At 67.3% G+C, this 12346-nt stretch carries 14 protein-coding genes; 9 read left to right on the top strand and 5 right to left on the bottom strand.

The window, feature by feature from the left end; all coding sequences use genetic code 11:
• Window positions 1-100 precede the first annotated feature (100 nt).
• Window positions 101-478: a hypothetical protein gene (locus AC1RJ9_RS23255; protein WP_492836050.1), complete on the bottom strand. Its 378-nt coding sequence runs from the start codon at window positions 476-478 to the stop codon at window positions 101-103.
• 170 nt (window positions 479-648) lie between these two features.
• Here AC1RJ9_RS23255 and AC1RJ9_RS23250 point away from each other — a divergent pair, with 170 nt between their 5' ends.
• Entirely contained in the window at window positions 649-1386 is a 738-nt protein-coding gene (locus AC1RJ9_RS23250; RefSeq protein WP_492836048.1) for a hypothetical protein, read from the top strand.
• 63 nt (window positions 1387-1449) lie between these two features.
• Here AC1RJ9_RS23250 and fabA read toward each other — a convergent pair whose 3' ends face one another.
• Both fabA and AC1RJ9_RS23240 read right to left on the bottom strand, forming a co-directional pair.
• On the bottom strand, window positions 1450-1980 hold the full coding sequence (gene fabA, locus AC1RJ9_RS23245; RefSeq protein WP_492836046.1) for a bifunctional 3-hydroxydecanoyl-ACP dehydratase/trans-2-decenoyl-ACP isomerase: 531 nt from the start codon (window positions 1978-1980) through the stop codon (window positions 1450-1452).
• Window positions 1981-2089: 109 nt separating this feature from the next.
• A complete protein-coding gene (locus tag AC1RJ9_RS23240) occupies window positions 2090-3925 on the bottom strand; it encodes a DUF885 domain-containing protein (RefSeq protein ID WP_492836044.1) in 1836 nt (611 codons plus the stop codon).
• 125 nt (window positions 3926-4050) lie between these two features.
• On the opposite strand from AC1RJ9_RS23240, the gene AC1RJ9_RS23235 reads away from it, so the two are divergent.
• Entirely contained in the window at window positions 4051-4803 is a 753-nt protein-coding gene (locus AC1RJ9_RS23235; protein WP_492836042.1) for an SDR family NAD(P)-dependent oxidoreductase, read from the top strand.
• On the top strand, window positions 4800-5429 hold the full coding sequence (locus tag AC1RJ9_RS23230) for a 2-hydroxychromene-2-carboxylate isomerase (RefSeq protein WP_492836040.1): 630 nt from the start codon (window positions 4800-4802) through the stop codon (window positions 5427-5429). Before AC1RJ9_RS23235 ends, AC1RJ9_RS23230 begins: the two co-directional genes overlap by 4 nt.
• Window positions 5430-5553: 124 nt before the next feature.
• On the opposite strand, the gene spt is transcribed toward AC1RJ9_RS23230, so the two are convergent.
• The gene (gene spt / locus AC1RJ9_RS23225; protein WP_492836038.1) at window positions 5554-6771 is read right to left on the bottom strand and encodes a serine palmitoyltransferase; all 1218 of its coding nucleotides are present in this window, start codon (window positions 6769-6771) and stop codon (window positions 5554-5556) included.
• 118 nt (window positions 6772-6889) lie between these two features.
• Here spt and AC1RJ9_RS23220 point away from each other — a divergent pair, with 118 nt between their 5' ends.
• The 6 genes from AC1RJ9_RS23220 to AC1RJ9_RS23195 all read left to right on the top strand — a co-directional run bounded on the left by AC1RJ9_RS23220 (window position 6890) and on the right by AC1RJ9_RS23195 (window position 10804).
• Window positions 6890-7528 carry a TetR/AcrR family transcriptional regulator gene (locus AC1RJ9_RS23220; RefSeq protein WP_492836036.1) on the top strand — a complete coding sequence of 213 codons (639 nt, stop codon included), beginning with the start codon at window positions 6890-6892 and terminating at the stop codon, window positions 7526-7528.
• Between the two features lie 181 nt (window positions 7529-7709).
• Window positions 7710-8141 carry a 50S ribosomal protein L11 gene (gene rplK / locus AC1RJ9_RS23215; protein WP_058346464.1) on the top strand — a complete coding sequence of 144 codons (432 nt, stop codon included), beginning with the start codon at window positions 7710-7712 and terminating at the stop codon, window positions 8139-8141.
• Window positions 8142-8145: 4 nt separating this feature from the next.
• A complete protein-coding gene (rplA, locus tag AC1RJ9_RS23210) occupies window positions 8146-8832 on the top strand; it encodes a 50S ribosomal protein L1 (RefSeq protein ID WP_492836033.1) in 687 nt (228 codons plus the stop codon).
• 124 nt (window positions 8833-8956) lie between these two features.
• Window positions 8957-9196, top strand: coding sequence for a type II toxin-antitoxin system VapB family antitoxin (locus tag AC1RJ9_RS23205; RefSeq protein WP_492836031.1), 240 nt, complete (start codon window positions 8957-8959; stop codon window positions 9194-9196).
• The gene (locus AC1RJ9_RS23200; protein WP_492836029.1) at window positions 9196-9591 is read left to right on the top strand and encodes a type II toxin-antitoxin system VapC family toxin; all 396 of its coding nucleotides are present in this window, start codon (window positions 9196-9198) and stop codon (window positions 9589-9591) included. The genes AC1RJ9_RS23205 and AC1RJ9_RS23200 overlap by 1 nt, the downstream gene beginning before the upstream one ends.
• Window positions 9557-10804, top strand: a complete 1248-nt coding sequence (locus AC1RJ9_RS23195; RefSeq protein WP_492836027.1) for a TIGR03862 family flavoprotein — start codon at window positions 9557-9559, stop codon at window positions 10802-10804. The genes AC1RJ9_RS23200 and AC1RJ9_RS23195 overlap by 35 nt, the downstream gene beginning before the upstream one ends.
• On the opposite strand, the gene AC1RJ9_RS23190 is transcribed toward AC1RJ9_RS23195, so the two are convergent.
• On the bottom strand, window positions 10801-12150 hold the full coding sequence (locus AC1RJ9_RS23190; protein ID WP_492836025.1) for an alpha/beta fold hydrolase: 1350 nt from the start codon (window positions 12148-12150) through the stop codon (window positions 10801-10803). The genes AC1RJ9_RS23195 and AC1RJ9_RS23190 overlap by 4 nt on opposite strands.
• Window positions 12151-12346: the final 196 nt, after the last annotated feature.

Raw genomic sequence — 12346 nt, 5'->3', positions numbered from 1 at the left:
ATTCATCGTCACGCGAAGCGCTTGCCCGGCCTTGTGTTCACCGGCTTGGAAGACGCGTTTCCACACGGCCTCGGTGGTTCTCGGACGTAGCGGCGGAACGTCAAAAGATGGTCCGAACCCACGCAACATCATCCAGACTGGTGGATTTCAAGTCGATGTCGCCGCCCGTCGGCGTGCCATATTGAAAACCTTCAAGGCAACTTGGATAGCCGTCCTCAAGCCAGAGGATGAATCCCATCAAGAGGATCTCGCCGCCGACTGCGACTTCAGCGTTTGGCCCATCGATCAATCGCATCGGCCAATCAATTGGCGCTAGCGTCTTGTCCACGTCAAACGACGTATAGAAACCGTGCCCGGTGTTATCGCGCTCGGATAAGCGCCCCGTTAAGAAGAGCGCGCGAAGTCGGTCAGCGATGCTCTGTTGCTCTTCGCAAATGGCATCGAGCACCGCTTTCTCAAGATTTGTAAAATCCGCCATCAGGCCTCCCGCGCGCAAGGCTTAGCCTGAAGATCAAACGTCGCATATGGTTGGTTCATCGCCGGGAGCATCGCTCCGGCATTCGGACATTCGGCGGCGTTGCCACCCAGCGGACGTTCCCAACTTCGGCACGGGGTGGGAAGCGGCCTTTGGTTTGATAGATTGACGATATGCCGACGCTTTTTGACTTCGCTCGCGACGAACTAACCATGACGCTAGAGGCGAGCGACCGCTACGGCGAGTACTTCGAGCTCGCAGCTGAAGCATCGATCAACTTCTCCAACCTTGTACAAATCAACACTGTTGGCATCGAGGTTTTCCTGCGCTTTCACACGCAAGCCAAGAAACACCACACCCTTTCTCTGCTCTCCACAGTTCGGCGACATCGGGTTCAGGCCAAACAATGTCTGCGTGTCTTCGTCGAGAGCATCGCCCACATGGCCTATGCGCTCACCCACAAAGATGAGGCGTTATACTTTAATCGCGAAAGAGGCGCACCTGAAGATCAGTCCAAAGTTTCTAGCCGAGCATATAAGTGGCTAAAAGCACAACACCCCCAAGCGTCGGCCGTTTTGAAAGGCATAAAGGACGAGATTAACGATCAAAACGCCCACGCCAATCTAGCCACCAGCTTTCATAATTTTATTGTGCTGGATAGTTCGTTGCACACTCCGTTCTTCGATTTAGAAGACGACGACGAAGTGAAGGTAGACCTCTGGCAATGCGCTAGGGTGGCGCTCGTCGCGACCGATCTCATATTGACCATACGAGAGACCTCAGGAGGTTTCCTCCCGCAGAGCGCTGTCAGCGAACGCCACCCCGTGCTGGTCGCGACCTGTGATGCCCTTTTTTCTAAACTTATCTCGACCACACGATTTTCCGCCGCAGCCGACACCCTGCGCGAATAGTTGAAAATTGTGGTGGATGTCCGCATCGGTCGTGAGCGGAGCTCGGCTTCCTGCCGCCACTCCTCACCCACGCGACGCGATCATCCCGACCTTCAGGTCGTTGGCGGTGTAGACGCATTCGCCATCCACGAGCAGGCGGCCGTTGGCCAGGCCCAGGGCCAGTTTGCCCCGGCGGACCTGGCGCAGGCTGATCTCGTAGCGGACCAGCTTGGACGCCGGCGTGATGTCGCCGCGGAACTTGACCTCGCCGACGCCGAGCGCGCGGCCCTTGCCGGGCGAGCCCGACCAGCCCAGCCAGTAGCCGATCACCTGCCACATGGCGTCCAGGCCCAGGCATCCGGGCATGACCGGATCGCCGATGAAGTGGCAGGCGAAGAACCAGAGGTCGGGGGTGATATCCAGCTCGGCGACCACGTGGCCCTTGCCGAACTCGCCGCCGTCCAGGCTGATCTCGGTGATGCGGTCCATCATCAGCATCGGCGGCGCGGGCAGCTGGGCGTTGCCCGGCCCGAAATAGCCGCCCCGGCCCGACTCCAGCAGGTCGGCCTTGGTGTAGTGGTCCTTGGGCGTGTGGAAATCGCGCGGATCGGCCAAGTCTCTCTCCCGTGCCCGGGTCCGCGCGGGCGGTCTTCAATCGCCGCCGCATCCGCCCGAGGTCTGCTCAAGCTGTGGGTGCGGCGGCGAGAACGTCAAGATTGAGCGGTCAGGCGGTGAAGGTCATCGTGCTCAGCACCTGTTCCAGCACCACCAGCGGCATGGCCCCGCGCAGCAGCACGTCGTGGAAGGCCTTGGGGTCGAACCGGGCGCCGGCCTTGGCCCTGGCCACGTCGCGCAGGCGCTCCCACTCGGTGTGGCCGATCTTGTAGCTGCAGGCCTGGCCGGGCCAGATGCAGTAGCGGTCGATCTCGCGCTGCACCCGCGAGCGCGGCATGCCGGTGTTGTCGACCATGTAGTCGGTGGCCTGGGCGCGGCTCCAGCGCTTGTGGTGCATGCCGGTGTCGACCACCAGGCGCACGGCGCGGAACTGCAGCGACTGCAGGAAGCCGATCTCGCCCAGCGGGTCGTCCTTGTAGGCCCCCATCTCGGCGGCCAGTTGCTCGGCATAGAGCGCCCAGCCCTCGCTATAGGCGGCGAAGCCCATGCCGGCCCGGCGCAGCATCGGGATCTCCTGCGAGCCCAGGGCGATCGAGCCCTGCCAGACGTGGCCGGGCAGGGCCTCGTGATAGGTCAGGGTCGGCAGGCTGAACTTCGGCCACTCGGTGGTGTCCTTGAGGTTGATGTAGAAGCGGCCCGGCCGCGCGCCGTCCAGCGACGGCGGCTGGGCGTAGCCGTTCGGGGCGCCGTCCTCGATCTCGGGCGGCACGCGGACGATCTCGACCGGGGCGGCGGGCAGGGTGCGGAACTGGGTCGGCAGCTGCGCGCGGATCGCCTTCGTCTGGGCGTTGAGGTCGGCCAGCAGCTGGGCGCGGCCGGCGTCGGTGTTGGCGTAGAGCTGGTCGGGGCGGGCCGACAGGGCCGTCAGCCGCGCGGCGACCGTGCCGGTGGTCAGGCCCTGCTTCTTCAGCAGCACGTCGATCTGGGCGGTCAGGTCGGCCACCTGGTCGAGGCCCAGCTTGTGGACCTCCTCGGGCGTGCGGCGGGTGGTGGTCTGGAACGCCAGGGCCCCGGCGTAGAACGCCTCGCCCATCGGCAGCTTCCAGGCCCCGGCGTCGCCGGTCGCCTTGGGGCGCAGGGCCTCCAGGGCGGCGATCTGGCGGTCGAGGGCCGGCTGCACCTTGCCGCCGACGATGGCGCTGGCGCGGGCCGACCAGTCGCCGGAAAGGCCCGCCTTGGCCGCGCGCGTGACCAGGGACTGGACGATGCTGCTCTGCTCCGGCGCCGGGGCGCGCTGGCGCTTCAGCTGGGCGAGGCCCGCGTCGAGGGCGAAGTCCGGGGCCAGAACGCCGGCGGCGGCGTCCATCCTGAACGCGGCGGTGTTGTCGTCGAGGACCTTGGCGTAGGCCTCCAGGCGCGAGAGGTAGGCCTCGGCGTCTTCCCTGGTCTTCACCGGATGGCGGGAATCCAGAAAGTCCGGGACCGCCTGGTAGGGGCCGGTCAGCTGGCTCAGCACATAGGGCGAATAGGGGGCGTAGCCGAAGCCGGCCGGGCCTTCGCCGTAGGTGAACTTCTCGCCGCCCTCGACGATGCGCTTGTAGGTGTAGGTGGTGACTTCGTGGTCGACGCGGGCGGCCGGCGACAGCTGGGCCGGGTCGATCCTGGCCAGGGCCGCGACGCGGTCCTTGCGCTGGGCGACCCAGGCGGTGCGGGCAGCGCGCGAGCCGTCGTTCAGCTGGGCGCGCTGGCCGGCGCGGGCCCCGACGTCCAGGCCCCGGCTGGTGGCGGTCTCGGGCGAGGCGTCGAGGTCGGCTTCCCAGAACCGGTCCAGCAGCGCCTTGAGCTCGGCGTCTTTCGCGCCCAATGGGGATCCGGGCGCGGCGAGGGCGGGCGAGACGGCGAACGGCGTCAGCGCGACGCCCAGCAGAAACTGACGACGATCCATGAAAACTCCCCCGCGCCCCTGCGCTGTTTCGGAGATACGTTATCCGATCAAGGCGCGCGCGCCAGCGCCCCTCGACTCCGTAGCGATTCAAGACGAACCTGTCGCCGAGACAGAGGAGTTGGTCGATGAGCAGTCCCAAAGGCGCCTGCCTGGTGGTGGGTGTCGGCGACGGGGTCGGCGGCGCGATCGCCAGGGCCTTCGCGGCCGAGGGCTACACGGTCTGCATGACCCGCCGCCCGCGTCACCTCGTTCAGCTGGAGGCCCTGGCCGCCGAGATCGGCGCCCAAAGCGAGAAGGGGAGCGGCGGCCAGGCCCGCGCCTACGGCGTCGACGCCCGCCAGGAGGCCGAGATGATCGCCCTGGTCGACCGGATCGAGGCCGAGGTCGGGCCGCTGGAGGTGGTCGTCTTCAACATCGGCGCGAACGTCCGCTTCGGTCTCACCGAGACCACGGCCCAGGTGTTCAGCAAGGTCTGGGAGATGGCCTGTTTCGCCGGCTTCCTGACCGCGCGGGAGGCGGCGCGGGTGATGGTCCCGCGCAGCCGGGGCACGATCCTGTTCACCGGGGCCAGCGCTTCCCTGCGCGGCAAGGACGGCTTTTCGGCCTTCGCCTCGGCCAAGGCCGGCCTGCGGGCGGTGGCCCAGAGCGCGGCGCGGGAGCTGGGGCCGAAGGGGATCCACGTGGCCCATGTCGTGGTCGACGGGGCGATCGACGGGGTCTTCACCCGCTCGGTCCGCGAGGATGTCCAGGGCCTGCTGGATCGCGACGAGATCCTGAAGCCCGCCGAGATCGCCGCGAACTATGTCTGGCTGCACGGCCAGCCGCGCTCGGCCTGGACCCACGAGATCGACCTGCGGCCCTGGGGAGAGAACTGGTGACCCAATCCCTCAAGAAGACCATCGACTTCATCTTCGATTTCGGCAGCCCGAACGCCTACCTGGCCTGGAAGGTGCTGCCGGAGATCGCCGCCCGCCACGGCGCGAGCGTGACCCTGCTGCCGTGCCTGCTGGGCGGCATCTTCAAGGCCACCGGCAACCAGGCCCCAGCCATCGCCTTCGGCGGGGTCAAGGGCAAGATGGACTACGAGATGCTGGAGATGCGCCGCTTCATCGAAGCGCATGGACTGACCGCGTTCCGGTTCAATCCGCACTTCCCGGTCAACACCCTGCTGCTGATGCGCGGCCAGATCGCCGCCCAAAGAAGCGAAATGGGGATGGGCGTCGGCGAGGCCTATCTCGACACGATGCTGAAGGGCATGTGGGAGCAGGGCCTCAAGCTCGACGATCCGGAGGTGTTCGTCGCCACGGCGAACGCGGCCGGCCTGGACGGCGCGGCCCTGCTGGCGGCGACCGGCGACCCCGAGGTGAAAGCCCAGCTGATGGCCAACACCGAGGCGGCCGTCGCGCGCGGCGTCTTCGGCATCCCGACCTTTTTCGTTGGCAGCGAGATGTTCTTCGGCAAGGAGCGGCTCGGCCAGGTCGAGGCCGAACTGGCGAAGGGGTAGGGGGCTCAAATCAGCGGGGCCGTCCTCGTCCTTCGACACGCTCAGGATGAGGACGAATTTCAGCGCCGTATGTCAGTAGAAAACCCCATCCTGAGCGTGTCGAAGGACGAGGTTTTCGCTCCCCCTAAGCCTTGGCCATCAGGCGCGGCTCGGCCAGCACGCCGAACGCGTGACCCAGGCGGATCATGGCTTCGGCCAGGCCGTCCATCTGCGCCTCGGTGTGGGCCGCCGAGATGGCGCAGCGCAGCAGGCTCTCGCCCGACGGCGTGGCCGGCGGCAGGCCGATATTGACGTAGTAGCCGGCCTCCAGCAGCGCGCGCCACATGCCCAGGGTCGTGGCGTCCGACTCCAGGCAGACGGCGACGATCGGGCTGGGCGTCGAGCCCAGCTGGAAGCCGGCGGCCTCCAGCGCGCCGTACAGGCGGCTGACATTGGCCCACAGCTTGGCGCGCAGGTGCGGACGTTCCTTCACGGCTTTCAGCGCGGCGCGCACGGAGGCGACGGTCGCCGGCGGCAACGAGGCGGTGAACATGTAGGGGCGGCAGGCGATGCGCAGGATGTCGAACTGCTCGTGGTTGGAGACGCAGTAGCCGCCGACCGCGCCCAGGCTCTTGGAGAAGGTGCCGACCACGAAGTCGACCTGGTCCAGCAGGCCTTCCTGTTCGGCCAGGCCGCAGCCGTTGTCGCCCAGCACGCCCATCGAGTGGGCCTCGTCCACCAGGATATAGGCGCCGTGGCGCTTGGCGACCTCGACGATCGCCTTCAGCGGGGCCATGTCGCCCAGCATCGAATAGATGCCCTCGACGACGATCAGCTTGTTGCCCGGCTCGCCCTCCAGGCGGCGCAGGCGCTTGTCCAGGTCGGCGGCGTCGTTGTGCTTGAAGCGGATGGCGCTGGCTTGCGTCTGCTTGCAGGCGTCGTAGATCGAGGCGTGGCTGTCGGCGTCCAGCAGCAGGAAGTCGCCGGCCCCGACCAGCGTCGAGATGATGCCGAGATTGGCCTGGTAGCCGGTCGAGAACACCATGGCGTGGCGCATGCCGTGCAGCTCGGCCAGTTCACGCTCCAGCGCGACGTGGTCCGAGAACGAGCCGTTGGCGATCCGCGAGCCGCAGGTGCCGGTGCCCTCGCGGCGCACCGCCTCGACCGCGGCCTTGATGCTGGCCTCGTCGAAGGCCAGGCCCAGATAGTTGTGCGTACCCACGGTCACGGTCTTGCGGCCGTTGATGATCGCCTCGCTGGCCGAGAGGAGCTGGTCCATCACCACGCCGGTCGGCATCTGGCCGGAAGCGCGAGCAGTCTCGTAGCGGGCGGCCAGGGCGGAGTGGCTATCGAAGAGTCCCAAGTGCGTGCTTTCTGAATTCGGCGCGGAGGGTGGTCGTAAGGTTCCGCTTGTTCGGAAAATGGAATACAGTCTAAAAATAGACGCATCAATGAAAATGGATTCTATTCCAAACTCTGGGATGGCTCTGCGGGAGCTGGGCAAGGCGCGCCGATATGCCGAGATCGTCGGCGCGGCGGCTGTTCTGTGGCGTGAGCACGGGTTTGACAAGGTCTCGTTGAGTCAAATCGCCGCGGCCGCCGAGGTCTCGCCCCAGACCATCTACAACCTGATCGGCGGTCTCGACGCGGTCGGGTTGGCGGTCATCAACGTGGCCATGAACCGGGTCGAGTCGCTGCTTTCGCGCTCCTCGGCGAAAGGCGTGGCCTTCGCGCTGGAGGCGGCGCGGGCCTCGGCCCAGCTCTATATCGACGACAGCCATCTCTATCGCCAGGTGCTGGTGCGGATCCCGCGCGTGCTGTTCGAGGGCACGCACCTGGGCCGCGACGTCGCCCAGATTGTCATTCTGGCGATGATCCAGGCCCAGGCCGCCGGCGAGATCGCGCCGCACGTCGACCCCGACCGGCTGGGCCGGGTGATCTACGCCAACTATCTGGGCGCGATCTACGACTGGGCCTGCGGCGACGCCAGCGATGAGGTGTTCCTGGAAACCAGCCAGGTCGCCGTGCTGGCGCCGGCGGCGGCCTGCGCCACCGACGCGGCCCGGCCGGGCCTGACGGCGCAGCTCTATTCGATGCTCCGCTGCCCGAACGCGGCCTGAGCTAAGGGCCCTGGAGGCTTTGACTCTCCCCTGACCACCTGCTAAACGCCGCGCCTCGCTCCCGAACCCCGGTTCTGGGGCGTGCTTGTCGTTTCGACGACACGCTCAAATCCGTGGGAGGGCCGCCAAGCCCGCACCACGGCTCACCAGCGAGGGCCCTCGGCCCTCACGAGAGGATACTATGGCTAAGAAGATCCTGGGCTACATCAAGCTCCAGGTGAAGGCTGGCTCGGCCACGCCTTCGCCCCCCATCGGCCCGGCTCTGGGTCAACGCGGCGTCAACATCATGGGCTTCTGCAAGGAGTTCAACGCGCGCACCGAGAACGTCGAAAAGGGCACGCCCCTGCCGACCGTGATCACTGTCTACCAAGACAAGTCGTTCACCTTCATCACCAAGACGCCCCCGGCGACGCACTACCTGAAGCAGATCACCGGTCTGAAGTCGGGCGCGAAGCTGACCGGTCGCGAGACCGTCGGCGAAGTGACGCGCACGCAACTGCGCGAAATCGCCGAAAAGAAGATGAAGGACCTGAACGCCAACGACATCGAGGCCGCGGCCAAGATCATCGAAGGCTCCGCCAAGGCCATGGGCCTGAAGATCGTGGAGGCCTAATCACATGGCTAAGCAACCCAAGCGCATCACCGCCTGGACCGGCGACCGTGAAGCCGCTCACTCGGTCGAAGCCGCCATCGCCCTGGTCAAGGCCAACGCCAAGGCCAAGTTCGACGAGTCGATCGAGATCTCGGTCAACCTCGGCGTCGATCCGCGTCACGCCGACCAACAGGTCCGTGGCGTCGTGAACCTGCCGTCGGGCACCGGCCGTGACGTCCGCGTCGCCGTCTTCGCCAAGGACGCCAAGGCCGCTGAAGCGACCGCGGCGGGCGCCGAGCACGTCGGCGCCGAAGACCTGTACGAAAAGATCGCCGGCGGCTTCATGGACTTCGACCGCGTCATCGCGTCGCCGGACATGATGGCCCTGGTCGGTCGCCTCGGTAAGGTGCTGGGCCCGCGCGGCCTGATGCCGAACCCGAAGGTCGGCACCGTGACCCCGAACGTCGGCCAAGCCGTTAAGGACGCCAAGGGCGGCGCCGTCGAGTTCCGCGTCGAGAAGGCGGGCATCGTCCACGCCGGCATCGGCAAGGCCTCGTTCACCGACGAAGCCCTGGTCATCAACGTCAAGGCCATGATCGACGCCCTGAACAAGGCCAAGCCGTCGGGCGCCAAGGGCGTCTACGTGAAGCGCATCGGCCTGTCGTCGACGATGGGTCCGGGCTTCAAGGTGGACACCGCCTCGGTCGGCTAATCGCCGTTCGAAGCTTGAGTTACCTGGACGGGCGCTGGAGCGATCCAGCGCCCGTTTTGCGTTCGGGCGGTGGTTTGGCGGGGCGGCCGGGCGATGTTATCTTCGGCCCAAGGTGGAGGTTTCGATGTCTATCCACGTTCGTGATCCCGAGGTCGACGCGATGGTGCGGTCCTACGCCGAAGAACAGCGCGTCGGTATCGATGAGGCCATCAAGCTGGCCGTGACCAAGGCACGCGCGGCCGATGAAGACGATCTGGCCAAGCGACGCGCGGCGCTGAAGGCGATCCGGGATGAGGTCGCCTCGTGGCCTCGAACAGGCGAGGTCGCGGACAAGGCGTTCTTCGACGAACTATCAGGCGACTGATGTTCGTGGACGCCTCAGCCTGGACGGCGATCATTCTCAGCGAGCCCGAGGCGGACGCTTTCGAGGCGAAGCTCATGGCTTCCGACCGCGTGCTGACCTCGGCGATCGCGAACTGGGAGACCGCTCGGGCGGTCATGAAGATGACGCTACAATCTCAGTCGCGGGTGCAGGCGATCATCGCCGGCTACCAACTGGGCGTGCGCGCAACGCTCGTGGAGATCGGTCAGGCTGAGCAAGGCCTAGCGCTTGAGGCCCATGCCCGGTTCGGAAAAGGCGTCCACCCCGCAAAGCTCAACATGGGCGACTGCTTCGCCTATGCCTGCGCCCGGGCTCACGCCGCGCCCCTGCTCTACAAGGGCGATGATTTCTCCCATACCGACATTCGGGCCGCTTAGATTGATCGACAGTGTTTTCGACCTCGTCGTGATCGGCGGCGGGCCGGCCGGGCTGATGGCGGCCGAGACGGTCGCCCAAGGTTTAGGGGGAGGGGCCGGCAAGTCCGTGGCCGTGTTCGAGAAGATGCCGACCTTCGGACGCAAGTTCCTGATGGCCGGGCGCGGCGGGCTCAATCTCACCCACTCCGAGGACTTCGAGCGGTTCGCCCAGCGCTACGGCGCGCGGTCGGCGGCCTTGGCCCCCCTGCTGGAGGCGTTCGCTCCCAAGGACCTCGTGGTCTGGGCCGAGGAGCTGGGGCAGCCGACCTTCGTCGGGGCCAGCGGCCGGGTGTTTCCGAAGGCGATGAAGGCCTCGCCGTTGTTGCGGGCCTGGCTGGCGCGCCTGGAGGGGCTGGGCGTTCAGCTGCGCACGCGGGCCGAATGGACCGGCTGGAGCGCGGACGGCGGCCTGCTGATCAATGGCGAGGTCGTGCGGGCCAAGGCGGTGGTGCTGGCGCTGGGCGGGGCCAGCTGGCCCAGGCTGGGCTCCGACGCGGCCTGGGTTCCGGCGCTGGAAGGGCAGGGCGCGGCCGTCGCGCCGTTCCGCGCCGCCAACTGCGGCTTCGACGTCGCCTGGAGCGCGATCTTCCGCGAGCGCTTCGCCGGCGAGCCGCTCAAGAACATCGGCCTGCGCCACGGCGAGATGAGCGCGCGGGGCGACGCCATGGTCGCCGGCTACGGCCTGGAGGGCGGGGCGGTCTACGCCCTGGCGGCCAGCCTGCGCGATGCGATCGAGACCGACGGCCGGGCGGCGCTGACCATCGACCTGCGGCCCGACATCCCCGTCGAGACCCTGGCGCGCCGGCTGGGCGCGCCGCGCGGCGGCCAGAGCCTGGCCAACTTCCTGCGCAAGGCGGTCAAGCTGTCGCCGGTCGAGGTCAACCTGCTGCGTGAGGCGCACGGCCTGGATCTGCCGAGCGAGCCGGCCGTCCTGGCCGCGGCGATCAAGGCCGCGCCGATCGTGCTGACCGCCGTCCAGCCGCTGGACCGGGCCATCTCGGCGGCCGGCGGCGTGACGTTCGAGAGTCTGGAGGGCCTGGCGCTGAAGGGCCGTCCCGACGTGATCCTGGCTGGCGAGATGCTGGACTGGGAAGCCCCGACCGGCGGCTATCTGCTGCAAGCCTGCTTCGCGACGGGCGTGGCGGCGGGGAAGCAGGCGCTCGCTCGGCTCTAAGGTTTCATCGCCGCCCGGATCTTCGCCGCCATCGCTTCCAGGTCCTTCGGATCGGCCGGTGCGTTTTCGGCCAGGTAGACGGGCTTGCCGGCGATGCGCGGGATCACGTGGACATGCAGATGCGGCACGCTCTGGCCGACGCCGTTGTTCTGCAGGATCATGAAGCCCTCCAGCCCCAGGGCGTCGACCTCCGCCTGACCGACCTTCTGGGCGACGGCCATGACCCTGGCGATATCCTTGGGATCCATCTCCAGCAGGTTGCGGGCCTTGGAGGTCTTGGAAATCACCAGCACGTGGCCGGCCTCCAGCGGGGCGCGATCCATGAAGGCCAGGACGTCCGCGTCCTCATAGACCTTCCAGGCCGGCAGCTCGCCCCGGATGATCTTCGCGAACGGGTTGTTCGGGTCGTAGGCGGCCTTCAGCGGAATTCGGGACCCGGCCGGCGCGATGGTCGGGTCGAACCGGGCCAGCCAGCGGATCACCTCGCTCTCCAGGGCGATGCGGGAGTCCGAGAAGCTGTGGTCGGTGGGGTAATAGGCCTCGGTCAGTTCCCTGGCCCCGGCGGCCTTGGCGGCGGCGGCCAGCTTGCGCGTGCCGGGCGCGCCGGCGAACTCGGCCCCGACCAACAGCACCGGACGATCGGAGATCCTGGCGGTGAGTTTCTCGAGGTCCAGCTTGGCCGCGTCGCGCTCGATCTCGGCGACCAGGGTCTCGGGCGTGGCGGCCAGGGGCGCGGTGTCGGGGCGCATGGCCTCGGCCGCGCCCCTGCGGGCCTGGTCGCTGGTGATCCTGGCGGCTTCCTCGCCGATGTCCCACGAGTCGATCAGCACTGCGCCCGCCACGCGCGGCTCGGCGGCGACGGCGTCGGCGGCCATGAAGCCGCCCATGCTGTGGCCGGCCACGATGATGCGCTTGGGATCGATGTGGTATTTGGCGACATTGGCCGGATCCAGCAGCCAGGCCACGGCCGCCTCGCCGTCGGCGCGGGCGTTGGCGAAGCTGAACTGGCCCTGGCTGCCCCACGAGCCGCGATAGTTGATCCGCATCGCGTTCCAGCCCGCCCGGCGGACGGCCTGCAAGAGGTCGATATTGGTCTCGTTGCCCGGGAAGCCGTGCAGGAACAGCATCGTCGGGTGCGGCTGGGTCCCCGAGGCCAGGTAGAGGATGGCGTTGACCTTGGATCCAGCGATGTCGACCTGGAACGCGGCCATGTCGGCCGGATGGTCCTTGTCGCGCGCGGGATCGGCGACCACGGCCCGCGGCGTCGGCGGGGCCTTCAGCTCGGCGAAGGCGGGGCTGGCGACGGCGAGCAGAAGCGCGGTGAGCGCGGCGACGGTGCGGTGCATGGCGGATCCCTCGGAGCTTGAGCGCACTATCACCCTTCTCCCGTCGCGGGAGAAGAAGGGGCGCGGGTGTTGATATTCTCCCTCACTTCGTCTATACGGCGCGCCTCTTCGACGGACTCCGGTCCGACGGAGAACCTGTTTGAGAACTACGGGGCGTGGGGTCACCAACGCCGTAATCGAGGAAGAGCCCTTCCTC

The sequence above is a fragment of the Caulobacter sp. GW822-FHT07D08 genome (assembly GCF_058798735.1).
Note: the sequence above shows the minus strand (reverse complement) of the source record. Positions and strands in the feature narration are given on the sequence as shown.

Coding starts and splice junctions, on each gene's coding strand:
- AC1RJ9_RS23255 (WP_492836050.1), bottom strand. CDS start 478: ATGGCGGATTTTACAAATCTTGAGAAAGCGGTGCTCGATGCCATTTGC.
- AC1RJ9_RS23250 (WP_492836048.1), top strand. CDS start 649: ATGCCGACGCTTTTTGACTTCGCTCGCGACGAACTAACCATGACGCTA.
- AC1RJ9_RS23240 (WP_492836044.1), bottom strand. CDS start 3,925: ATGGATCGTCGTCAGTTTCTGCTGGGCGTCGCGCTGACGCCGTTCGCC.
- AC1RJ9_RS23235 (WP_492836042.1), top strand. CDS start 4,051: ATGAGCAGTCCCAAAGGCGCCTGCCTGGTGGTGGGTGTCGGCGACGGG.
- AC1RJ9_RS23220 (WP_492836036.1), top strand. CDS start 6,890: ATGGCTCTGCGGGAGCTGGGCAAGGCGCGCCGATATGCCGAGATCGTC.
- rplK (WP_058346464.1), top strand. CDS start 7,710: ATGGCTAAGAAGATCCTGGGCTACATCAAGCTCCAGGTGAAGGCTGGC.
- rplA (WP_492836033.1), top strand. CDS start 8,146: ATGGCTAAGCAACCCAAGCGCATCACCGCCTGGACCGGCGACCGTGAA.
- AC1RJ9_RS23205 (WP_492836031.1), top strand. CDS start 8,957: ATGTCTATCCACGTTCGTGATCCCGAGGTCGACGCGATGGTGCGGTCC.
- AC1RJ9_RS23200 (WP_492836029.1), top strand. CDS start 9,196: ATGTTCGTGGACGCCTCAGCCTGGACGGCGATCATTCTCAGCGAGCCC.
- AC1RJ9_RS23195 (WP_492836027.1), top strand. CDS start 9,557: ATGATTTCTCCCATACCGACATTCGGGCCGCTTAGATTGATCGACAGT.
- AC1RJ9_RS23190 (WP_492836025.1), bottom strand. CDS start 12,150: ATGCACCGCACCGTCGCCGCGCTCACCGCGCTTCTGCTCGCCGTCGCC.